At 65.8% G+C, this 22,360-nt stretch carries 23 protein-coding genes; 12 read left to right on the forward strand and 11 right to left on the reverse strand.

Annotated elements, in window-relative coordinates; genetic code table 11:
• Window positions 1-168: 168 nt before the first annotated feature.
• The 6 genes from DTX69_RS25345 to DTX69_RS25370 form a co-directional block, all read right to left on the reverse strand.
• Window positions 169-1,575 carry an FAD-binding oxidoreductase gene (locus DTX69_RS25345; RefSeq protein ID WP_119304384.1) on the reverse strand — a complete coding sequence of 469 codons (1,407 nt, stop codon included), beginning with the start codon at window positions 1,573-1,575 and terminating at the stop codon, window positions 169-171.
• Window positions 1,576-1,593: 18 nt separating this feature from the next.
• Entirely contained in the window at window positions 1,594-2,067 is a 474-nt protein-coding gene (locus DTX69_RS25350; protein WP_119304385.1) for a DUF992 domain-containing protein, read from the reverse strand.
• 144 nt (window positions 2,068-2,211) lie between these two features.
• Window positions 2,212-3,165, reverse strand: coding sequence for an L-threonylcarbamoyladenylate synthase (locus tag DTX69_RS25355; protein WP_119304462.1), 954 nt, complete (start codon window positions 3,163-3,165; stop codon window positions 2,212-2,214).
• A complete protein-coding gene (cysQ, locus tag DTX69_RS25360; protein WP_119304386.1) occupies window positions 3,158-3,925 on the reverse strand; it encodes a 3'(2'),5'-bisphosphate nucleotidase CysQ in 768 nt (255 codons plus the stop codon). The genes DTX69_RS25355 and cysQ overlap by 8 nt, the downstream gene beginning before the upstream one ends.
• Before the next feature lie 4 nt (window positions 3,926-3,929).
• Window positions 3,930-6,254, reverse strand: a complete 2,325-nt coding sequence (locus tag DTX69_RS25365; RefSeq protein WP_119304387.1) for a xanthine dehydrogenase family protein molybdopterin-binding subunit — start codon at window positions 6,252-6,254, stop codon at window positions 3,930-3,932.
• 28 nt (window positions 6,255-6,282) lie between these two features.
• Window positions 6,283-7,068 (reverse strand): enoyl-CoA hydratase-related protein, encoded by a 786-nt coding sequence (locus DTX69_RS25370; protein ID WP_119304463.1) that lies wholly within the window; start codon window positions 7,066-7,068, stop codon window positions 6,283-6,285.
• Between the two features lie 79 nt (window positions 7,069-7,147).
• On the opposite strand from DTX69_RS25370, the gene DTX69_RS25375 reads away from it, so the two are divergent.
• The 8 genes from DTX69_RS25375 to DTX69_RS25410 all read left to right on the forward strand — a co-directional run bounded on the left by DTX69_RS25375 (window position 7,148) and on the right by DTX69_RS25410 (window position 13,162).
• On the forward strand, window positions 7,148-7,525 hold the full coding sequence (locus DTX69_RS25375) for a DUF423 domain-containing protein (RefSeq protein ID WP_284736066.1): 378 nt from the start codon (window positions 7,148-7,150) through the stop codon (window positions 7,523-7,525).
• Entirely contained in the window at window positions 7,522-8,280 is a 759-nt protein-coding gene (locus tag DTX69_RS25380) for a lysozyme inhibitor LprI family protein (protein WP_162917552.1), read from the forward strand. Before DTX69_RS25375 ends, DTX69_RS25380 begins: the two co-directional genes overlap by 4 nt.
• Entirely contained in the window at window positions 8,281-9,213 is a 933-nt protein-coding gene (locus DTX69_RS25385; protein ID WP_119304390.1) for a histone deacetylase family protein, read from the forward strand.
• A gap of 129 nt (window positions 9,214-9,342) precedes the next feature.
• Window positions 9,343-9,609, forward strand: a complete 267-nt coding sequence (locus DTX69_RS25390) for an exodeoxyribonuclease VII small subunit (RefSeq protein ID WP_119304391.1) — start codon at window positions 9,343-9,345, stop codon at window positions 9,607-9,609.
• 24 nt (window positions 9,610-9,633) lie between these two features.
• Window positions 9,634-10,527, forward strand: a complete 894-nt coding sequence (locus DTX69_RS25395; protein ID WP_407643999.1) for a polyprenyl synthetase family protein — start codon at window positions 9,634-9,636, stop codon at window positions 10,525-10,527.
• Between the two features lie 33 nt (window positions 10,528-10,560).
• Window positions 10,561-11,961: an MATE family efflux transporter gene (locus tag DTX69_RS25400; RefSeq protein ID WP_119304392.1), complete on the forward strand. Its 1,401-nt coding sequence runs from the start codon at window positions 10,561-10,563 to the stop codon at window positions 11,959-11,961.
• The gene (locus DTX69_RS25405) at window positions 11,961-12,731 is read left to right on the forward strand and encodes a TlyA family RNA methyltransferase (protein WP_119304393.1); all 771 of its coding nucleotides are present in this window, start codon (window positions 11,961-11,963) and stop codon (window positions 12,729-12,731) included. Before DTX69_RS25400 ends, DTX69_RS25405 begins: the two co-directional genes overlap by 1 nt.
• Window positions 12,728-13,162, forward strand: coding sequence for an EamA family transporter (locus tag DTX69_RS25410; protein WP_119304394.1), 435 nt, complete (start codon window positions 12,728-12,730; stop codon window positions 13,160-13,162). The genes DTX69_RS25405 and DTX69_RS25410 overlap by 4 nt, the downstream gene beginning before the upstream one ends.
• A gap of 4 nt (window positions 13,163-13,166) precedes the next feature.
• Here the strand turns inward: DTX69_RS25410 and DTX69_RS25415 are convergent, their stop codons facing one another.
• On the reverse strand, window positions 13,167-14,948 hold the full coding sequence (locus DTX69_RS25415) for a S49 family peptidase (protein ID WP_119304395.1): 1,782 nt from the start codon (window positions 14,946-14,948) through the stop codon (window positions 13,167-13,169).
• An 85-nt stretch (window positions 14,949-15,033) separates the two neighbouring features.
• Here DTX69_RS25415 and DTX69_RS25420 point away from each other — a divergent pair, with 85 nt between their 5' ends.
• Window positions 15,034-16,311 (forward strand): class I SAM-dependent RNA methyltransferase, encoded by a 1,278-nt coding sequence (locus DTX69_RS25420; protein WP_119304396.1) that lies wholly within the window; start codon window positions 15,034-15,036, stop codon window positions 16,309-16,311.
• A 46-nt stretch (window positions 16,312-16,357) separates the two neighbouring features.
• Here DTX69_RS25420 and aroC read toward each other — a convergent pair whose 3' ends face one another.
• The 4 genes from aroC to DTX69_RS25440 all read right to left on the reverse strand — a co-directional run bounded on the left by aroC (window position 16,358) and on the right by DTX69_RS25440 (window position 19,892).
• On the reverse strand, window positions 16,358-17,452 hold the full coding sequence (gene aroC / locus DTX69_RS25425; RefSeq protein ID WP_119304397.1) for a chorismate synthase: 1,095 nt from the start codon (window positions 17,450-17,452) through the stop codon (window positions 16,358-16,360).
• An 8-nt stretch (window positions 17,453-17,460) separates the two neighbouring features.
• Window positions 17,461-18,303 (reverse strand): enoyl-ACP reductase FabI, encoded by an 843-nt coding sequence (gene fabI, locus DTX69_RS25430; RefSeq protein WP_119304398.1) that lies wholly within the window; start codon window positions 18,301-18,303, stop codon window positions 17,461-17,463.
• Between the two features lie 117 nt (window positions 18,304-18,420).
• The gene (locus DTX69_RS25435; protein ID WP_119304399.1) at window positions 18,421-19,341 is read right to left on the reverse strand and encodes a DnaJ C-terminal domain-containing protein; all 921 of its coding nucleotides are present in this window, start codon (window positions 19,339-19,341) and stop codon (window positions 18,421-18,423) included.
• Between the two features lie 74 nt (window positions 19,342-19,415).
• Window positions 19,416-19,892, reverse strand: a complete 477-nt coding sequence (locus tag DTX69_RS25440; protein WP_162917553.1) for an RT0821/Lpp0805 family surface protein — start codon at window positions 19,890-19,892, stop codon at window positions 19,416-19,418.
• Between the two features lie 138 nt (window positions 19,893-20,030).
• Here DTX69_RS25440 and pdxH point away from each other — a divergent pair, with 138 nt between their 5' ends.
• Genes pdxH through DTX69_RS25455 form a run of 3 tightly spaced genes read left to right on the forward strand, consistent with a single transcriptional unit; the run spans window position 20,031 to window position 22,287 of the window.
• Window positions 20,031-20,621: a pyridoxamine 5'-phosphate oxidase gene (gene pdxH / locus DTX69_RS25445; protein WP_119304401.1), complete on the forward strand. Its 591-nt coding sequence runs from the start codon at window positions 20,031-20,033 to the stop codon at window positions 20,619-20,621.
• 5 nt (window positions 20,622-20,626) lie between these two features.
• Window positions 20,627-21,532, forward strand: a complete 906-nt coding sequence (locus tag DTX69_RS25450) for a cation diffusion facilitator family transporter (RefSeq protein WP_162917565.1) — start codon at window positions 20,627-20,629, stop codon at window positions 21,530-21,532.
• An 11-nt stretch (window positions 21,533-21,543) separates the two neighbouring features.
• On the forward strand, window positions 21,544-22,287 hold the full coding sequence (locus tag DTX69_RS25455; RefSeq protein ID WP_119304466.1) for an SDR family NAD(P)-dependent oxidoreductase: 744 nt from the start codon (window positions 21,544-21,546) through the stop codon (window positions 22,285-22,287).
• The last annotated feature ends 73 nt before the right edge of the window (window positions 22,288-22,360 follow it).

Below are 22,360 nucleotides of genomic sequence, written 5' to 3' on the forward strand. Positions count from 1 at the left end.
TGGCCCGCGATCAGTCACGATCGCACCAACAGGCCGGACATATGGACGCAAGCGATCGGACCTGCTCAACCATCCAATCAACCTTGCAGGCAAAGGGCCGTCCACATATGGATGGTCGGACCAAGCCCGACCGTGACGGTTATGGGCTAACAGTGGGGGGCATCCTTCTCACACCAGCTTCCCCGGATTCATCAAATCGTCCGGATCGAGCATGCGCTTTATCCGACGCATGAGGTCGAGTTCCGCCGCAGGCTTGCGGTGCTGCAGTTCGGCGCGGCGCAGCTGGCCGATGCCGTGCTCGGCGCTGATCGAGCCGGCGAAGCGCGCGACGAGGTCGTGGACGATGCGGTTCATCCCTTCGGTGCGGGCGAGGAACTGCGCTTTGCTTTCGCCTTCCGGCTGGGTCAGGTTGAAATGGATATTGCCGTCGCCGAGATGGCCGAAGGCCAGCAGGCGCGCTTCGGGCCAGGCGGCAAGGACGGCCTCGAATCCGGCCTTGACGAAAGCCGGCACCTGCGCGACCGGCACCGAAACATCGTGTTTGATGCTGGCGCCCGTTCGGTTCTGGCCCTCGACAATGCCTTCACGCAGCTGCCACAGGACGAGGGATTGCGCTTCGGAGCTAGCGACCGCGGCGTCGATGATCTCGCCCGCGTCCAGCGCGTCGGCCAAGCACTGCTCCATCGCGGCGCGAATGTCGAAGGCGGCGGAACTGGTGTTGGCTTCGATGAGAATGGACCAGTCGGCGAGACGCTCGAGCGGCCAGGCGAGCCCCGGCATGAAGCGCTGCCCCAGCTCGATCCCGAAGCGCGGCAGAAGCTCGAAGCTCACCAGCTGATCGGCCAAACCGGCGCGGCAACGCGCCAGCAAGGCCGGGGCGACGTCGAGGTCCGACAGCGCGACAACGGACGTGGCGCGCGCGACCGGTTTCGGGAACAGCTTCAAGGCCGCGGCCGTGATGATGCCGAGCGTTCCTTCCGAGCCGATGAAGATCTGCTTGAGATCGTACCCCGTATTGTCCTTGCGCAGGCCGTGCAGGTTGGAGAGCAGCGTGCCGTCGGGCAGCACGATCTCCAGCCCAAGGCAGAGGTCGCGCGCATTGCCGTAGCGCAGCACATTGATGCCGCCGGCATTGGTGGCGAGGTTGCCGCCGATCTGGCAGGTGCCCTCCGCCGACAGGCTCAGCGGAAACAGGCGGTCGGCTTCGTTCGCTGCCTGCTGCAGGTTGGCGAGGATGCAACCGGCTTCCGCGATCATGGAGTTGTTGAGCGGATCGATGGTGCGCACTTTGGTGAGCCGCTTCAGGCTCAGGAGAATCGCCCTGCCGCTGTCATCGGGCGTGGCGCCGCCGCTGAGACCGGTATTGCCACCCTGCGGCACGATCGGCGCGTGATGCTGCCGCGCCAGGCGCACGATGGCCTGTACCTCCGCGACCGTGCCGGGCAGCACAACGGCCCGCGCGCGGCCATGATAGATGCCGCGCCAATCGGCAACGAAGGGCGCTTGGGTGTCCGGCTCGATCAGGCAGTGGCGCGCACCGACGATCGCCTGCAGACCCGCGATCAGCGAGTCCATCGGGCGGCCTCGCGATAGCTACTGTGTGTAGGAAAGCGATAGGCGCGTGACACCGACATTGGCGCCAATTCCGACATTGCCTTCGACCTGCAACGGCTGGAGCGAGATCTTGCCGCCGTCGCCACCGAACAACAGATTGACCTTGACGCCGATTCCAGCCGAGCCTCCGGCCCCCGCGCCCGTGTAGTCACCTGCCAGCGCGCCCGGGGCGACGTTGTCGCCCGGTGCGATGACCCCCCACACGATCGATCCCGCATGAAAATAGCCGAGGTCGAAGCCCCAATCGCGGATCTGGCCGTTGTAGCGCTCGACCGCTCCGTTGGCGCGGTTGAACACGCAACTCACATTGCGGTTGGACCCGATCAGATACCCGAAGCCGGAGGATACGTTGCAGACCAGGCTGCCGAGATTGACGTCGGCCCGCGCCGCAGCGGGCAAGGCCAAGGCGGCACACGCGGCCGCAGCCGCGATGGCAAGGCGAGAGAGACGCATGAATGCTCCCCGTTGATGTGTCGATGGCGGATTGCGACTCCGCCCCTGTCCGATGGCTCATGATGGAACAAGTCGCGAAGACGGGGAAACTGTATTTTGATCAGGATATTGTGACCTGAACCACGGACGAACCGGCGAATCCGGCTAGCGCGCTGCGGCTGCGCGACGCAGGCGATCGTTAATGGCGATGCCGAGGCCGGTCTCCGGCACCGGCATCACCGCAATGGCGCAATATTGCGGATCATCCAGGCGGCGCAGCAACGCGAACAGGTTCGCAGCCGCTTCCTGCAGGTCGCCGATGGGGCTGAGATTGAGCGCGTCCTTGGGCGCCGACGGCCCGAAACCGAGCAGTATCTCGCCTGGCTCCGCCGCCGCGGCATTGAGGCGCACGGGTAGCGACGGAGCATAGTGGCTGAGCAAGCGCCCCGGCGAACGCGGCGCCGCGGAATCCTCGGCACCTGTCTCGATCGTGACCGGCTCCTGCAGGACCTCGGCGATCGCTTCCGCCGGCACGCCCCCGGGCCGCAGGATGCGCGGCTTGTCGTCGAGCAGGCTGAGCACCGTCGACTCGACGCCCACCGTGCAGGCGCCGCCGTCGATGACGAACTCCACGTTGTCGCCAAGGTCTGCCAGCACATGGTCGGCACTGGTCGGCGACAGGCGTCCGGAGGGATTGGCGCTGGGTGCTGCCAGCGGCAGTCCTGTCATCGTCAGCAGCGTTTGCGCGATCGTGTGTGCCGGTACGCGGATCGCGACGCTGTCGAGTCCCGCGGTCGCCAACAGCGAGATGCGGCAATCGCGCCGCCGCGGCAGAACCATGGTGAGCGGCCCCGGCCAGAAGCTGCGCGCCACCGCCTGTGCGTTCGCCGACACCTCGGCGAACTGGACCGCGTCGGTGGCGCTGGCAACATGCACGATGAGCGGGTTGAAGCTCGGCCGTCCCTTGGCGGAAAAGATCGCGGCGACCGCGCGATCGCTGGTGGCGTCACCGCCTAGGCCATAGACCGTTTCCGTGGGGAAGGCGACCAGCTTGCCCTGGCGCAAGGCACGGGCCGCGTCGCCGATCTCAGTCAAGGTCGGCTGCAGTCGTCTAGCCACGGCGTCCGCGGGCAATGAAATGCGGATTACGGAAACCCGGCTTGCCGTAGGTGAGAGGCCCGCCTTCCACTGTCGCCACCGATCCGCCCGCCGCCGCAAGAACGGCGTGGCCGGCGGCCGTGTCCCACTCCATGGTCGTGCCGAAGCGTGGATAGAGGTCGGCCACGCCTTCCGCCAAGCGGCAGAATTTGAGCGACGAGCCCGCCACGATCGTGTCGTTCACGTGCTCGCCCAGCGCCTCGGCTTTCACCCGTTCGTCCGCAGCGTGCGAGCGGCTGATGGTCATGGTTGCGCCCTCTGCCGGCAGATCGCGTGCCGCAACGCGTTCGAACGCGGACCCATTGAAGCTGCGCTCCGCGATGCCGGAATGGCCGCGATAGATTTCATTGAGCGCCGGCAGGTAGACGATCCCCAGCACGGGTTTCGTTCCGTCCACCAAGGCGATGTTGACCGTGAACTCGCCGTTGCGTGCGACGAACTCCTTGGTGCCGTCGAGCGGGTCGACCAGCCAGAAGCGCTCGGGCGCGTGCTCCGGCAAGCCATGGGCATGCGCCTCTTCTTCGGCGACCACCGGAATGTCGGGCGTCAGGCGGCGCAATGCGGCGACGATCACCGCCTCCGCGGCGACGTCCGCCGCCGTGACCGGCGACTTGTCCGCCTTGCGCGCGGCGGTGAAATCCCCTGCGTACACCTTCATGATCTCGTCGCCGGCGAGGCGGGCGATCTGCGTCAGCTCTTCTGCGAGTTGTGCGTGGGTCAATGGCCTAGACCTTTCGTGCCGTTTGTAGTGCTTGCCAAACCGCCAGCGGTGTTGCGGGCATATCTATGTGCGCGACGCCGCGCGCCGCTAGTGCATCGACCAGCGCATTCATGACGGCAGCCGGCGCGGCGATGGCGCCTGCTTCCCCCGCGCCCTTGATGCCGAGCGGATTGGTGCGGCAGGGCACTTCGATGAACTTGCATTCGATGTCCGGCAGATGATCGGCGCGCGGGAGCGTGTAGTCCACGAGCGAGCCGGACAGAAGCTGGCCGCTTTCCGGATCATACACCACATGCTCATGCAAGGCCTGGCCCAGGCCCTGCGCAACGCCGCCATGAATCTGACCTTCGACCAGCAGCGGATTCACGATCTTGCCGAAATCATCGATCACGTTGTAGCGGAGCACATCTATGATGCCGGTGTCGGGATCGACCTCCAGCTCACAGATGTGGCAGCCGTTGGGATAGGTGTTGGCGGGTGGCTTGAAATGCGCGCGCTCGGCAAAGCCGAACTCGCCCAGCTCCTCCGCGACATCGCTGTCGTAGGCTGCCGCCGCGACCTCGTCAAAGCTGAGCGCACGGTCCGTGCCGGTCACCGAAAAACTGCCTTCCGCGAACTCGATGTCCGCTTCCGCGGATTCCAGCAGCACCGCAGCGATGCGCTTGCCCTTGGCGATCACCTTGTTGGCGGCATTCACGATCGCGTGGCCCCCGGCATTCAACGAGCGCGAGCCGGCGGTGGCGCCACCATATGGCATCTGATCGGTGTCGCCCTGGATCAGGCGCACGCGGCGTGGATCGATGCCGAGCTGCTCGGCAACCAGCTGCGCATAGGCCGTGGCATGGCCTTGGCCGTTGGATTGCGTGCCGATCACGATGGCGACGCCGCCATCGGATTCGATCCGCAGCTCCGCGATCTCCTCCTCGCCGCCGGCGCAGGATTCGATATAGGTCGCCATGCCGATGCCGCGCAGCTTGCCCTTATCCTTGGATTGTTCGCGCCGTGCCGGGAATCCCGCCCAGTCGGCGAGTTTCATGCCTTCGTTCATCAGGCGCGCGAACTCGCCGCTGTCGTAACTCTCGCCGAGCGCAGTCTCGTACGGCATTGCCTCGGGCGGGATCATGTTGCGGCGGCGGATTTCGTCGGGAGTAAGGCCGGTCTCGCGCGCGCAGGTGTCGACCAGCCGCTCGATGAGATAAGCGGCCTCGGGCCGGCCGGCGCCGCGATAAGCCTCGACCGGAACCGTGTTCGTGAAGGCGCCGCGGATGCTGAGATGCGCCGTCGGAATCTTGTAGATTCCGACATTCATCGGCGCGCCGACGAACGTCGGGATGTAGGGCGCGAAGTTCGAGAGCGATCCGCCCATGTTGGCGATGGTCTTCACGCGTAGAGCGAGGAAGTGCCCGTCGCGATCCAGCGCCATCTCCGCGACGCTGACGTGATCGCGGCCATGGGTGTCGGACAAGAATGCCTCGCCGCGCTCGGCGATCCACTTGATCGGCCGGCCGGCCGTCTTCGCCGCCCACAGCAGCGCGCCATATTCCGGATAGTTGACGGCCTTCATGCCGAAGCCGCCGCCGACATCATTGGTGATGACGCGCACGCGGTCGCGCGGGAGGCGCAAGACATCTTCCACCAGCCAGCGCTGGATCCAGTGGCTGCCCTGGCTGGAGACATGGAGCGTGTAGCGGCCGTCATAGGCGTCATAAGCGCCGACCGCGCCCCGCGGTTCCATGGAATGCACCACCACGCGGTTGTTGATGAGCTCCAGGCGCACGACTTTCGCCGCTTTGGCAAAGGCCGCCTCGGTCGGCGCCTGCTCGCCGAGCTCCCAGTCGAAGCACAGGTTGCCCGGTGCCTCCTCGTGCAATTGCGGTGCGTCCGGCTTCAGCGCGGCGACCGGATCGGTCACGACCGGCAGCGGATCGAAATCGATCTGGATCGCTTCCAGCGCGTCCTTCGCCTGCTCGACGGTTTCAGCCGCCACCAGCGCGATCGCCTCGCCCACATGGCGCACGCGATCCTTGGCCAGCGGCCAGCGCACAGGGCGCGCGCTGTCGGTGCCGTCCTTGTTCTTCAGGCCCGCGTCGGCCGAGATGCCGCCCAGCTCCTTCATGTCCGCGGCGGTCGCGACCAGGACGACGCCCGGCATCGCGCGCGCGGCGCTCACGTCGATGCTCTTGATCTTCGCATGGGCATGGGGCGAGCGCAGGAACAGGCCATGCAATTGGCGCGGCAGGTCGATGTCCCCGACATAGCGCCCCGCGCCGGTCAGGAACCTGCCGTCCTCCATGCGTCGCATAGGTTGTCCGATGCCGAACTTCGCCATCGACTCTGTGTCCTTCAAGTCAGGTCAGTTACCGGCCGATGAAACGCGGCTTGCGCTTCTCAAGGAAGGCGGCGCGGCCTTCCTGGTAATCCTCGGTCTCGGCCGCTTGTGCCTGCAGCTCCGCTTCGACCGCCAGCTGCTGTTCCAGCGAATGATGGCCGCTGACATTGATCGCATGCTTGATGAGGCCGATCGCCGCCGTCGGCATGTCGGCCAAGCGCCTAGCCAGCGCATCCACGTCCTTCGTGAAATCCGTATCGGCGACGGACCTCCAGATCAAGCCCCACTCCGCCGCAGTCTTTGCCTCGATCGGTTCGCCCAGCAGCGACAGCCCCAGCGCGCGCGCCTGGCCCACCATCCGCGGAAGGAAGTAGCTGCCACCGCCATCTGGGATCAATCCGATATTGACGAAAGCGTTGCTGAACTTTGCGCTCTCTGTTGCAATGGCGATGTCACAGGCGAGGGCCAGCGAGCAGCCCGCACCCGCGGCGACGCCATTGACCGCCGCGATCACCGGCTGGGGCAACGATCGCAGCTGCCGTATCACAGGATTGTAATGACGCTCGACCACGGATCGCACGGCGCGCGTGTCGTCCATCGCTTCGTGATCAGTGAGATCCTGCCCCGCGCAGAACCCGCGTCCCGTGCCCGTCAGAATGACGGCGCGCACCGTGTCGTCGCCGTCGATATCCGTCAAAGCCGCGCTCAGATCCACGAGCATCCCCAGCGTCAGGCTGTTGAGCTTGTCCGGCCGGTTGAGGATCAGGCGCGCAACGGCGCCGTCGCGCTGGAGCAGAATAGGTGTTTCCGTCATGGTCTTTTCCGGGCGATGGCTTTGCCATAGATAGACGACGCAGCATGCTGCGACCAGCATGAAAAGTGTGGAGGGGTGGTTGCACAAATTTCTGGCAGCGGCTGGACTGAATGGCGCGATGGGCGTCGCATTTGGAGCCTGGGCCGCGCACGGGCTCGAGGGAAGATTGTCACCGGCGGCGCTGGACTGGATTCGTACCGGCGCCTCCTATCAGTTGTGGCACGCGGTGGCGCTGCTCGGTCTCGCGGCGCTTGCCACGCGCCATGCCACGCGCCTCATTGCGGTGGCGGGGACCGGCTTTGGCGTGGGCGCGCTCCTGTTCGGCGGCTCCCTCTATCTCTATGCCTGGACGGGGCAAGGATGGTTCGCGACCATCACGCCAGTGGGCGGCGCCATGATGATCGGCGGCTGGCTCGCGACCCTTGCGGCCGCCTTTCGCGTGGGTGCAAGATCGTGAGACGGGTTCTGAAATTCTGGCTGGCCGCTTGCGCCTTTGCGATCGCGGCGTGGCCCGCGGTGGCGCAGGATGCGGATGTGCAGCCGAGCTTCGATTGTGCCGCCGCCACGACGCCGATCGAAGTGCTGATCTGCGCCGATGCCACCTTGGCCGATCTCGACCGCGCGTTGGCGGACAGCTATCATGCAGCGCTGGCGACGCGCGTGGGCGAAGCGCAGCTCCTGTTGCGTGAGGAGCAGCGTGCCTGGGCGCGAAGCCGTTCGGGTACCTGTGGGGTCGACCGCGATCCTGCGATCGAGGTCGGTGCGATCGGCTGCCTGATTGCGCTCTATCGCGCGCGCATTGCCGAGCTGCAGCCTGGCAAGGGCGGCGGCAACGCCGCTTCGCCATCCGGCTACGGCTGGCTCATGGGGGATTGGACGGTCGCTGCCATTCGCAAGCCGCCGGCCGATGTGGTGCGCGCGGCTGCGGCTAAGGCGCAGCTTGGCCGCACCCTGCACTTGGCGGAGGGGCCGATCACGACGCTCGGCGGTGCCGCCTGTTCCTTTCCACGCTACAGCGCCGAACCCGCACCCAGGCCGGAATTCGGCGATTTGAGCGACTATCCGGCCGCTGTGATGGTGCGGCTGTCTTGCGTAGGTATTGCGTTGTTGGATTTTGTGCGGTTGACTGATGAAAAGATCCTGATCGGGAGGGTGAGGCCGTTTTCGAGTTGGAGCGCCGGCGCTAGCAGCGCCGGAAGAAGGAGAGGATGAATGACCACCGCCTTCTTCACGCATCCCGCCTGCCTTGAGCACGATACCGGGCAGGGACATCCGGAACGCCCCCAACGGCTCGAGGCCGTGTTGCTGGCGTTGGGTGAACCGGAATTCAGCAAGCTGGAGCGGCGCGAAGCGCCGCTGGCCGAGATTTCGCACATCACGCGCGTCCATGACAAAGCCTATGCGCAGGACCTGCTTGCGCGCACGCCGCAGCGCGGCTGGGTCGCGCTGGATGGCGATACGCTGATATCGGCCGGCTCCGGCGAAGCGGCGTTGCGTGCGGCCGGGGCGATGATCGCGGCGGTCGATCTGGTGCTGAAGAACGGCGCCGCCAACGCGTTCTGCGGCGTGCGTCCCCCCGGTCATCATGCCGAGAGCGACATGGCGATGGGCTTCTGCCTGTTCAACAATGTGGCGATCGGCGCGGCTCATGCGTGCGCGGCGCATGGCCTCAAGCGCGTCGCGATCATCGACTTCGACGTGCATCACGGCAATGGCACGCAGCACATGTTCGAGCATGATGCGCAGATCTTTTACGCATCCACGCACCAGATGCCGCTCTATCCCGGCACCGGCGCGCGCAGCGAAAAAGGTGTCGGGAACGTCTGCAACGCGCCGCTGCCGCCCTTCGCAGGCAGCGATGAGTTCCGCGATGCGTATGAGGAGATCGTGTTGCCGGCGCTCGACCGGTTCAAGCCGGAACTGGTCATGATCTCCGCCGGGTTCGATGCGCACCGCGCCGATCCGCTGGCGAGCCTCGAGCTGGAAGCGGAGGATTTCGGCTGGGTGACCGAGCGGCTGTGCGAGGTGGCGAAGACACATTGCGGCGGCCGGCTGGTCTCAACGCTCGAAGGCGGCTACGACCTGGAAGCCCTGGCGGAGAGTTCGGCCGCCCATGTGGCTGCCCTGCTCGCGGCAAAAACCTGATCTTTTCAGCCACTTGGCTCGATTCCGCCGGCCTTGCTGAGGGGGAGGGGCGTCGATAGAATGCCGCCCCGAATCATGGAATGGACCCCGCGTTCGCCGGACGCGGGGCAATCGTTTAGAGGCAAGGGAATGGCCCAGGACCAGGCGACCGGGACGAGCGTTCCGGCCGACATCGCAGCCTTGAGCTTTGAAGAGGCGCTGGCCGAGTTGCAGGAGCTGGTGAAGCGCCTGGAGCGCGGCGACAACAAGCTCGAGGACGCGATCAAGGCATACGAGCGCGGGGCGGCTTTGAAGCGCCATTGCGAGGCGAAGCTGCGCGAGGCGCAGCTCAAGGTCGAGAAGATTGTATTGTCCCAGGACGGCTCGGTGGGCGTCGAACCCACCAAGCTGGACTAGCCGTCGGAATTTCTTCTTCAGGGGATCTCACATTTGTCGATCGAACGTGCATTGAACGAAGCCGCAGCGGCGGCCAATCGCATGCTGGACCAGCTGTTGCCGCCGGTGATGGGGGCGGAGGGGCGCGTGGTCGATGCCATGCGCTACGCCACCATGGGCGGCGGCAAGCGCATCCGGCCCTATCTGGTGATCAATAGCGCGGGCTTGTTCGACGTGCATAGCGATTATGCGCTGCGCACGGCGGCCGCCGTCGAGATGCTGCATTGCTACAGCCTCGTGCACGACGATCTGCCGGCGATGGACAACAGCGACCTGCGCCGCGGCCGCCCGACGGCGCACAAGGAGTTCGACGAGGCGACGGCGATCCTGGCCGGCGACGGATTGCTCACCATGGCGTTCGAGGTGCTGGCCGATCCGGCGACCCATCCCGATGGGCACGTGCGCGCCGACCTCGCGCACGCCCTGGCGAAGGCTGCCGGCGCGGCTGGGATGGTGGGCGGGCAGATGATCGATTTGCTGGCGGAGCATGAGCGGCTCGATATCGGCGCCATTACGCGCCTGCAGCGGTTGAAGACGGGCGAGATCATCGCCTTCTCCTGCGAGGCCGGTGGCATCCTCGGCCACGCCCCGCCGCATATGCGCCAGGCCCTGGTGTCCTATGCCCACGATCTGGGCCTCGCGTTCCAGATCGTCGACGACCTGCTGGACGCCGAAGGCACCGCGGCCGAGACTGGCAAGCCGGTCGGCGCCGACGCGGCCGCGGGCAAGGCGACCTTCGTGTCGATCCTCGGGCTAGAGCGGGCGCGGGCGCAGGCGCGGCTGCTGGGTGATCAGGCCAATGGCCATCTGGAGATTTTCGGCGCCAAGGCGGATCCCCTGCGCTGGATGACCGACTTCGTGATCACCCGCAAGAGCTGATCCTCAAGGGTCGTAAGCCGGAATGATGGACCCATGTCGAGCGATATCACACACGCGGCCGTTGCTGCCGACACGCTCGCCGTGGCGCCGAACTGGCGCCGTGAGGTCTGCGAGACGCTGATTCTGACCATCCCCATCGCGGGCGGCCTGCTCGCGGAAATGGGGATGGGTGTCATCGACTACAAAATGGCTGGAGAGCTGGGCGACGTTGCGCTCGGCGCCGCGAGCTATGGCCTGCAGCTGATCTTCACGGTGATGTTCTGGGGCATGGGGGCGATCGCGGCCACGGGTGCGGTGGGCGCGCAAGCGCATGGTGCCGACGACGCGGCAGCCGTCTCGCGTTCCATGCAGCAGGGCTTTGTGATGGCAACTCTTCTGAGTGTGCCCATCATCGGCCTGCTGCTCATCGCGCGTGAGGTGCTGCCCTATGTGGAGGACGATCCCGAAGTCGTGCGCCAGGTGCGCGCCATCGTGCTCTACGGCTTGGGCTGGGTGCCGCTGGCTTTCTGGTTCACCGTGCTGCGTAATTTCGTGACGGTGATGAGGCGGCCTACCATCGTCACGGTCTGTGCGATCGCCGGCCTGCCTCTGGCCGTGCTGCTGAACTACATCTTCATGTACGGGAACTGGGGTGCGCCGGCGATGGGCGCGGCGGCGGTCGGCATGAACGGAACCATCATTGCCGTTCTGCACCTAGTCATGATCGTCGTGTATGTGCAATTCGTCCCGCGCCTGCGCCATTACCGGGTATTTTCCGGGCTGCTGTCGGTCAACAAGGAGATGATGCGCGAGCTGTTCCATGTCGGCATCCCGATCGCGCTCGCGTACCTGTTCGAGACTGGCCTGTTCTTCGTATCGACAGTGCTGATGGGTATCATTTCCACCCAGGCCCTCGCGGCGCACAGCGTTGTCCTGAATGTCTGCGCGGTCAGCTTCATGGTGCCATATGCCTTGTCGCAGGCGGCAACCGTGCGCGTCGGCTATGCCGTCGGTGCCGGGCAGCTGCGGGCCGCGCGCCGGGCGGGCGACGTGGCGGTCGCGCTCGGGATCATGTGGATGCTGCTGGCGGCTGCCATCATGTGGTTCTGGCCACGCCTGCTGACCGGCTTTTACCTCGATTCCGCCGATCCGGCCAACCAGGCGGCGATCGTCATCGCCATCGAGCTGTTCGTGCTGGCGGCGATCTTCCAGGTGGTGGACGGCACTCAGGTGACGACACAAGGCGCGTTGCGCGGCCTCAAGGACACCAAGGTGCCGATGATCATCTGCGGCCTCGGTTACTGGGTCTTCGGCCTGGGCAGCGGCGTCGCCTTGGCTTTCCTGTTCGATCTGGGCGCAATCGGGTTGTGGTACGGCTTGGCCATCGGGCTAGCTGTTTCCGCGGCCCTGCTCTTGCTGCGCTGGCGCCGCCTGTCGGCGCGCCTCGTTGCCTGATGGCGAGGGAACGCGCCGACAAGCTGCTGGTCGAGCGCGGCCTGGTCGAATCCCGCGCGAAGGCCCAGGCGCTGATCATGGCGGGCAAGGTCTTCAGCGCCGACCGCCGCATCGCCAAGGCCGGCGATCTGGTTCCCGATGACGCGCCGCTGGATGTGAAGGGCCAGGACCATCCCTGGGTCTCGCGCGGCGGCTTGAAGCTGGCGCATGCTCTTTCCCATTTCGCGCTCGATCCCACAGGCGCGATCGCCATCGACGTGGGTGCCTCGACGGGCGGCTTCACCGACGTGCTCCTGGCTCATGGCGCGGCGAAGGTTTATGCGGTCGATGTCGGCCACGGCCAGCTTGCCTGGAAGCTGCGCAACGATCCGCATGTCGTGGTGCTGGAGCGCACGAACGCGCGCCATCTTTCGCCCAAGGAGATTCCGGAGCCGACCGATTGGGTGGTATGCGACGCGAGCTTCATCGGCCTGGAGACCGTGCTGCCCACCGCCTTATCCTTGACCAAGCCCACTGCAATGGCGGTTGCCCTCATCAAGCCGCAATTCGAGGTTGGCCCCGATCGTGTCGGCAAGGGCGGCGTGGTGCGCGACCCGGCCCTGCATCAAGAGGTGTGCGAGCGCATCCACGCCTGGTTCCAGCGTCAGCCGGGATGGTCGGTGCTTGGCATCGTGGAAAGTCCGATCCTGGGTCCCGAAGGGAACAAGGAGTTCCTCATCGCCGCGCGCAAGTCGCCAGTCCAACCGACATCCACAAAGGAGGAACCATGAAAATCGCGTTCGCATCGTGGCAGTTCTGGGCTGCGCTGTCCGCGATCTCTGCTGCGCTGACTGCGATCTTCGCCAAAGTCGGCGTCGAGGCGGTCAACTCGGACTTCGCGACTTTCATCCGCACCATCGTGATCATGCTGGTGCTGGCAGCCATGCTTACCGCAGCGGGCGAGTGGCAGAATCCGGCCTCGATCTCGAGCCGCACGTACTTGTTCCTTGTCCTCTCCGGTCTCGCGACTGGCGCGTCGTGGCTGTGCTATTTCCGTGCCCTGAAGCTGGGCGACGCCGCCCGCGTGGCACCGATCGACAAGCTGAGCGTCGTCCTGGTCGCCGTGTTCGGCACCTTTTTCCTGAGCGAGAAACTGTCGCTCGCCAACTGGCTGGGCGTCGCCCTCATCGCCGGCGGCGCGATCCTGGTGGCGACGAAATAGCTCCTTACTCGACTCCCCCATTCACCACCAGCGGCGGCGACCACAGCAGGACCGCATCGGGCTGCTCGATCAGCGGGCGGAGTGCGCGCGCCAGTTCGCTGGCTCCTGGAACTAGCGCGGCGTTCTCCCTCAGCGCAGGCGCCGCCGCTCCGCCGCGCATGAACTCGCTGACCAGGCTCTCCCAGCGCTGCTCCTCGGACGGATAGCTGACCAGTGCGACGCCGGTCTCTTGCGCGATCTTGGTCTCCTGCTTGGCGAGGCGGATCGCCGTGCTGAGCCCGCCGAGTTCATCCACCAGGCCGCGCGCCTGGGCATCGGCCCCCGTCCAGACCTGGCCCTTCGCGGCTTCCTCGACCTCCTCCGGCGAGAGCTTGCGGCCGCTCGCGACCTTGCCAATGAAGTCGGCGTAGATCTCGTCCAGCCGGCTCTGCAGCTTGGCCCAGGCCTCCGGCGAATAGTCGCGATTGACGCTATTGGTGCCGGCGGCGGCCCCGGACTGCACGCCCTCGAAATTGATGTTGAGGTTGCTCCACAGCTCGGTCAGCACCGGCTTGCCCGCGAACACGCCGATCGAGCCGGTAATGGTTCCCGGCTGCGAGACGATCTTGGTGGCGGGCGCGGCGATGAAATAGCCGCCTGACGCTGCCTGCCAGCCGAAGCTCGCGATCACCGGGATGCCGAGCTCGCGCGCCCGCGCCACTTCACGCCAGATCGCATCGGCCCCGACATACGAGCCGCCCGGCGAATCGATCCGGAAGATGATGGCGCGCACGCGGTCGTTGATGGCGTCGGTGAAGGCCTGGACGATGGTGTCGGAGCCGAGGGCGCCGGCATCGCCGAACGGATCGGTCTCGCTGTCGCCCAGGATCACCGGCCCGTTGCCGCGGATGATCGCGAAGCGCGGCGCCGAGGCGGAGGATTCCGGAATCTGCGCGGCATATTCCGCGATGTCGACGGACGCATCCTCGCCCAGCACGCCATAAGTTACGGCCGCAGCCTGGTCCCAGTAGCTGAGTTCATCCACCATGCCTTCGTTCTTGGCCTCGTCGGCATTCCATGGCGAATTGTCGATCCAGCGGCGCACGATGCTGACATCCTTTTTGCGGTCGCCGGCGATGCCGTCCACCACCTGCGTCAGCCACGAATCCGTCAGCTGCTGCAGATTTTCGCGTAACGGCACAGGCATGGCGGTTTCGGTGAAGAGGTCAGGCGCGCCCTTGTACTCCTTGCGCTTGCTGACCCGCGGCTGGATGCCGAGCCAATTGAGCGCGGCGCGCATGAACGGCTGCTCGAGTATGAAGCCCATCAGCCCGACTTCGCCCGACGGCTGCAGGAAGATCCGGTCGGCACTAGCCGCCGCGTAATAATGTAGGGTGCCGTCGCCGGCTTCGCCAAAGGATTCGGCGAAGGCATGGATCGGCTTGCTGCTAGCGTGGAAACCGGTGAGGGCATCGCGGATCTCCTGCGCTTCGGCGATGTTGAGCGGACCGCGGCCGACCTTGAGCATCACGCCTTTCACGCGGCTGTCGGTGGCGGCGGCCTCCAGGCCCAGCACAATATCCTCGATGGTCGGCTTGCCGATCGGTGCAAAGGGCAGCGTGATATGTTCCTTTGCCAATCCTTCACTGAGATCGATGGTGAGGACGGCCTGATCGGGAACCTGGATGCGCGGCTTCGCCAACTCTTCGAAGAAAAAGAAACCGACCACGACCATGGCGACGATGGCGATGCCGATCAATGCCAGAAGCCAGAATATGAACCGCACAACAAAGCGGAGAAAGCCCATTTCACCAATCCGTCTTTTTTGTTGCCCCGGAACCGGGCGCCATCATAAGCCAGCTATATCGCCTGTGTCTTGATGATCAAATGGCATGAGCCGAACAGATAGCGCGACCGACGACAAAGTGGAACTGGTCACCACCGCCATGGGCGGGCAGGGCGACGCCATCGCAGCGTGGCAGGGCAAGCGGGTGTTCGTGCCCAACGCCTTGCCGGGCGAGCGGGTGCGCGCCCGCCTGCGGTCGGCAACCGGCGGAGACCTGGCCGCGACCGCGGTCGAGATTCTCGATCCCTCGCCGGATCGCGTCGGCCCGTCACGTGAAACCTGCGGCGGCTGCGCCCTGCAGCATTGGGCGGAGCCGGCGTATCGCATCTGGAAGATCGATCTGGTGCGCCAGGCGCTAAGCCATCGCGGCCTCGGCATCCCGGCGCGCATGGAGACGGTGTTCGTGCCGCCGGCGACACGCCGGCGGGCGGAGTTCGCTGCGGCAAAGCACGGCGGCGCGATCCGGCTCGGATTCCACGCGCGCGGCAGCAGCGACATTGTCGACCGGCACGAATGCCCGATCCTGGTGCCGGCGCTCCGCGCGCTGATGACGCCGCTGCGCAGGGCTTTGGGCGAGATTCTGAACGCGGGGCAGAGCGCGGACATTCTGGCGACCGAGACCCTCACGGGCATCGATCTGCTGATCACGGCTGACGAGCCGCCGAACGCCGCAGGGCGCGCGACCCTGGCACGGCTCGCGGCGGGCAGCAACATTGCCCGCATGGGCTGGCAGGGACAACGTGGCTCGCCGGAGCCGATCGTATTGTTGCAGCCGCCGCAGGTGCGGTTCGGCGACGTGCTGGTCGACCTGCCGATGCCGCCCTTCTTGCAGCCGAGCGCGGAGGGCGAGGCGGCACTGAAATCGGCGGTGCTCTCCATGATCGGAAAACCCAAGAAGATCGCTGAGCTCTATGCCGGTGCCGGCACCTTCACCTTCGACCTGGCGAAGATCGGGAAAGTGCACGCCGTCGAAGGGAGCAAACCGGCGCTTGCCGCACTGGAGCAGGCAGCTAACCGTGCCCAGCTTGGGCACCGCATCACCACGGAAGCGCGGGACCTGGAGCGCGCACCGCTCACCTTCCAGGAACTGAAGAACGTCGATGTCGTCGTATTCGATCCGCCGCGCGCTGGCGCCAAGGCGCAATCGGAGATGCTGGCGAAGGCGCGCGTGAAGCGGATCGTCGCGGTCTCCTGCAACCCCGCCACCTTCGCGCGCGATGCGCGGGCGCTGGTGGATGGCGGCTACGACTTTACCGCAATCACCATCGTCGACCAGTTCATCTGGTCGCCGCATATCGAGCTGGTGGCGGAATTCCGGCGGTGATGAACGCGCGCTTCAGATAATCGGAGTGGAAGAACGTGAAGCGCCGCTAATCCACCCCGCACTGCGCGCGGTGGCGCAGCAGGTGGTCGGCGAGCACGACCGCCATCATGGCTTCTCCGATCGGCACGGCGCGGATGCCGACGCAGGGGTCGTGGCGGCCGGTGGTGACGACGTCGATCTCCTCGCCGGCGGTGTTGATGCTCTTGCGCGGCTGGCTGATCGACGACGTGGGCTTGACCGCAAAGCGCACGATGACGTCTTGACCGGTCGAGATACCGCCCAGGATGCCGCCCGCCATGTTGGAGAGGAACTTGAGCTTGCCGTCCTCCCCGATGCGCATCTGGTCGGCGTTCTCCTCGCCGCGCAGCGCCGCGGCCGCGAAGCCGGCGCCGATCTCCACGCCCTTGACGGCGTTGATGCCCATCATCGCGCTGGCCAGGTCGGCATCGAGCTTTCCATAGATCGGCGCGCCGAGGCCGACCGGCACGCCGGACGCAATCACCTCGACCACGGCCCCGATCGATGAGCCGGCCTTACGCGTCTTGTCCAGCAACGCCTCCCATTGCGGCACGACCTGCGCGTCAGGGCTCCAGAAACTGTTGCGTTCCGTTTCCGCCCAATCCCAGCGCGTGCGGGCAATGCTGAGGCTACCGATCTGGATCAGCGCGCCGCGGATCTCTACCGGATCCGGCAGCAGATACGCCAGTACCTTGCGCGCGATCGCGCCCGCCGCCACGCGCGAGGCGGTCTCCCGCGCGGAGGATCGCCCGCCGCCGCGGTAGTCGCGGATGCCGTGATACTTGGCCCAATAGGTGAAGTCGGCGTGGCCGGGGCGGAACTGGTCCTTGATCCCGCTGTAATCCTTGCTGCGCTGATCCTCGTTCCGGATCATGAGCGAGATCGGCGTGCCGGTGGTCTTGCCCTCGAACACGCCCGAGAGAATCTGTACCGTGTCGCTCTCACGCCGCTGCGTGACGAAACGCGACTGGCCGGGCTTGCGCTTGTCGAGCCAAGTCTGGATGTCCGCCTCCGCGAGTTCGATGCCGGGCGGCGTGCCGTCGACCACGCAGCCGATCGCCGGCCCGTGGCTTTCGCCCCAGGTGGTGAAGCGGAACAGATGGCCGAAGCTGTTATGCGACATCCGCTCGCCTAACCTTTGCGCTCGGCAAAGTCCGTCAGCATCTTGGCCAGCTCGCCCGCCGCATCGGTGCGCATCATGCCGACCACGTTGTAGCCGCTGTCGACATGGTGCAGCTCGCCGGTCACGCCGCGCGACAGATCGCTCAGCAGATAGAGGCTGGCGCCGCCTACATCCTCGATGGTGACGTTGCGCGCCAGCGGCGAGTTGAGCTCGTTCCAGCGCAGGATGTGCCGGAAGTCGCCGATGCCGGACGCCGCCAGCGTCTTGATCGGCCCGGCGGAGATCGCATTGACCCGGATCTGCTGCTCGCCGAGATCGGCGGCGAGATAGCGCACCGAGCATTCCAGCGCGGCCTTGGCGACGCCCATCACGTTGTAGTGCGGCATCACGCGCTCGGCGCCGAAGTAGGAGAGAGTGAGGAGACTGCCGCCGTTCGGCATGAGGTGTCGCGCACGCTCCGCCACCGCCGTAAAGGAGTAGCAGGAGACGTCCATGGTCTGCTGGAAGTTGGCGCGGCTTGTCGTGACGTATTGGCCCTTCAGCTCCTCCTTATCGGAGAAGGCGATGGCATGCACCACGAAATCGAGACTGCCCCAAGCCTGTTTCACGGCCGCGAAGGTGGCGTCGAGGCTGGCATCGTCGGTGACCTCGCACGGTAGCACGAGGGACGAGCCGAGCGATTCCGCCAGCGGTTTCACCCGCTTCTGCAGCGCTTCGCCCTGGAAGGTGAAGGCCAGCTCCGCGCCGGCCTCGTGCGCGGCCTTGGCGATGCCCCAGGCGATCGAGCGATCATTAGCGACCCCCATGATCAGGCCGCGCTTGCCGGCCATCAGGCCGCTCTTGGAGTTCATTGAAGTACCTGCCACAACATCTTGATATCTTTACCGGAATCACAGGCATCCTACACCAATGCCGGGGTGGGTCAATGAACCCCGGCGCGGTGTGGGAATGGGTCGCAGAACAGGGGTTTAGTCGGTGCCGAACTTGCCCCGGACCTTGTACGGATGGTTCCGGGCAGATTTCTCGATCGCGGCCTTGAGCTCGGAATCGACCTCCTTCGGCAGCATCACTACCAGGCGCACGTACTGGTCGCCGCGCGCCCCGCCTTTGCCGACTTGCACGCCCCTGCCGCGCAGGCGCAGCTGCGTGCCGCTGTTGGAGCCCGCCGGCACCTTGAGCGAAACGCGGCCGTCGATGGTCGGCACGTTGATGATGGCGCCAAGCGCCGCTTCATAAAGCGTGATCGGCAGCTCGACCAGGATGTCGTTGCCGTCGCGGCTGAAGATCGGGTGCGCCTCGACCGTCACCTCGATGAAAGCATCGCCCGCCGGCGCGCCGCCGCGGCCCGGCAGTCCTTGCCCTTTCAGCCGTAGAGTCTGGCCGCTGTCGGTGCCGGGCGGCAGCTGCACTTCCAGCGTCTTGCCATCGGCCAGCTGCAGCCGCTGTTTGGTGCCGAGCACGGCTTCGAGGAATGGCACGCGCACCTGATAGCTGACGTCCGCACCCTTGAGCCGGACGGAATCGCGCGCGTCCTTGCCGAAGCCGAAGAAGTCGCCGAACAGGTCCTCGGTGAAATCCGCATCGTCCTCGAGCCCGAAGCCGCGGGTCGTCCGGCGCTGCTGCGTGCCGCCGCCGGGGCGGCTGTTGGAATATCGGAATCCGCGCGGCTGGCCGCTCTCGTCGATCTCGCCGCGGTCGTATTTACGCCGCTTCTCGGGATCGCTCAGGAAGTCGTAGGCGGCGGTCGTCTCCTTGAACTGCGCCTCGACCTTCTTGTCGCCGGGATTGAGGTCGGGATGCAGCTTCTTGGCGAGCTTGCGGTACGCGCGCTTGATCTCTTCATCGCTCGCGTTCCGAGTGACGCCCAGGACTCTGTACGGGTCGGTCATGCCGCATTACCCTCCGGGCCCCAAGGTAGGTGCGCCCGGGGGCGGCGACAAGAGCGGCTCGGCGGCCGCGTCGCTCAGTTCATCAGCTTCCAGGTGCCGTCGGGCTGGCGGCAGGCGGTGCCGGTTCCGCTCTGGCTTTGGCCGCCCGCGGAAACGCCGGTCTGGTAAGTGCGGCACGTGCCGGTGGCGGTCTGCTGGGTGCTGGTCGGCGTAGTATAGCCGCTGGTGTTGTTCTGCGGGTTGGACCATTTGGACGTCTGGCCGTCCGCATTGTTGTCGAGAGCGTAGCGCGCCGTGCTGTAGGCCTGCTGGCGGTCGCGCTCATCCAGGTAGTTGCCGACCCGGTTGCCGACCAAACCGCCCACCAGCGCCCCGGCGCCGATCGCCCACCATTTGCCATCGCCGAGCGCTGCGCCCGCGGCGGCGCCACCCAGCGCGCCCAGGACTGTTCCGCCTTGCTCCTTGGTGATGCCGCCACCGCCGCCGGAGCTGGCGCAGCCGGCCACCAGCGACAGGGCCAACAAAGCCGACAGGACCTTCCGTAACATCATGCGTTCCCTTGCGTTTCTTCCCTGCAGGCCGCGTTCGAACCGCAGCCGACTGCAGCGAAAATGAGGCCGCCGGTCCGTGGAATCAATGCTATAGAAGGCGCTCTCGGCAATGTGACGAAAGTCCCGGAAGTCCTTGAAATGTCTCAGCATCCGAACTCCGAACCATACGAACTGTTCCAGCGCTGGTATGCCGAGGCGGAAGCCAAGGAACCGAACGACCCGAATGCCATGGCGCTCGCGACGGTTGGTGCCAACGGTCAGCCTTCGGTCCGCATGGTGCTGCTGAAGGACGCCGATCCGCGCGGCTTCGTGTTCTACACCAACTATGAAAGCCGCAAGGGCCGGCAGCTCCTGGAGATGCACAAGGCTGCGATCGTGCTGCATTGGAAATCGCTCGGCCGGCAGGTCCGGGCGGAAGGCGCGGTGGAGAGCGTGACGGACGAGGAGGCGGACGCCTATTTCGCCTCGCGGCCGAAAGCCAGCCAGATCGGTGCCTGGGCTTCACAGCAATCGCGCCCGCTGGAAAGCCGGTTCGAGCTGGAAAAGCGCATCGCCTCCTTCAGCGCGAAATACGCCATCGGCGCCGTACCGCGGCCGCCTCACTGGTCGGGCTTCCGCATCATTCCGCATTACATCGAGTTCTGGGAGAACCGGCCGTTCCGGCTGCATGACAGGCTCGTCTATCATCGCGCCGACGACGGTTGGACGACGGAGAAGCTTTATCCGTGACGGCGATGGCGCCATCGGAGCAAGCACGGCTGATGCGGCTCGCCAGCCTCGCATCGGTCGGGTCGGCGTTGCTGTTGATCGTGCTCAAGCTCGGCGCCTTCCTGCAGACCGGATCGGTGAGCCTGCTGTCGACCTTGTTCGATTCCGCGCTCGATGCCGCTGCCTCGATCGTCAGTCTGATTGCCGTGCGCCAGGCGCTCGTTCCCCCGGACGCGGAGCATCGCTTCGGCCACGGCAAAGCCGAGCCGCTGGCTGGCCTCGTCCAGGTCGCTTTCATCCTCGGCACGTCGGTCCTCCTGCTCACCGAGGTGATCGATCGCTTTGTCACGCCGCAACCGATCGAAGCGCCGGAAGTGGGTGTCGCGGTGATGATTATTTCGCTGCTGGTGACGGGATTGCTGATCCTGTTCCAGCGCCACGTCGTGCGCCGCACCGGTTCCATCGCGATCAGGTCGGACCAGGCGCATTATGCGACCGACTTCCTGGTCAATTGCAGCGTCATCGCCGCTCTTGTGCTGAGCGCGGCGCTCGACTGGTGGTGGATCGACCCGGCGATCGGCCTCGCCATCGCAATCTTCATCGCCGCCACGGCCGTGCGGATCGGCAAGGACGCGCTCGACATGCTGATGGACCGCGAGATGGATGAGGCCGATCGGACCCGCATCAAGGAGATCGTGCGCGGCCATCCCGAGGTGCTGAACCTCCACGACCTGCGCACCCGCGCCGCAGGCCGCGACAGGTTCATCCAGTTCCATCTGGAGCTGGAAGGCTCGCTCAACCTGTCGGACGCGCATCGCATATCCGACGCGGTCGAGACCGACGTGCGTGCGGCGTTTCCCGGTGCGGAAGTGATTATCCACGAGGATCCGGCCGGCGTGGTCGAACGGCGCGCCTCGTTCCGCTATCATTGAGGAAGATCAAGATGAGTGGAGAAGCCAGAAAAACCGTCGTCCTCACCGGCGCCAGCCGCGGGATCGGCCATGCCACGGTCAAGCGCTTCAGCCAGGAGGGTTGGCGCGTGCTGACCTGCAGCCGCGACGTGATACCGGATTCCTGCCAATACGATCCCAACTGGACCAATCACATCACGGTCGATCTGGGCCGACCGGAGGAAACCGACCGCTTCGTGGATGAGGCGCTGCAGATCCTCGGCGGCCAGCCGGTTCACTCGCTGGTCAACAACGCGGCGATCAGCCCGAAGACCAGCTTCAAGGAGCGGCTCGGTATCCTCAACGGCGACGTCGATGCTTGGCGTGAGGTGTTCGAGCTCAATTTCTTCACGCCGCTGAAGCTGGCGCGTGGCTTTGCCAAGCCCCTGCACCAGGGCAAGGGCGTCATCGTCAACATTACCTCGATCGCCGGCCACGCGATCCATCCCTTCGCCGGCTCGGCCTATTCGACCTCGAAGGCCGCGCTATCGGCGCTCACGCGTGAGATGGCGGTAGAGTTCGCCGCCCTCGGCGTGCGCGTCAATGCCGTCGCCCCGGGCGAGATCGAGACCGCGATGATCGGCCCGGAGTACGAGGCGCTGATCCCGCGCATCCCCATGGGCCGAATGGGCACGACCGAGGAGGTCGCGGGCGTGGTGTTCCAGCTGTGCGGCCGGGATTTCGGCTATGTCACCGGCACGGAGATCTTCCTCACCGGCGGACAGCATCTCTTTTAGGCGGCGGTCTGGCGCGCCCACACGCGGCCGGTACGGTGCATCTCCGGGGCACGGAACGGACCAGCCTCTCCCG

Source organism: Dongia deserti, from assembly GCF_003574735.1.
Classification (GTDB): domain Bacteria; phylum Pseudomonadota; class Alphaproteobacteria; order Dongiales; family Dongiaceae; genus Dongia_A; species Dongia_A deserti.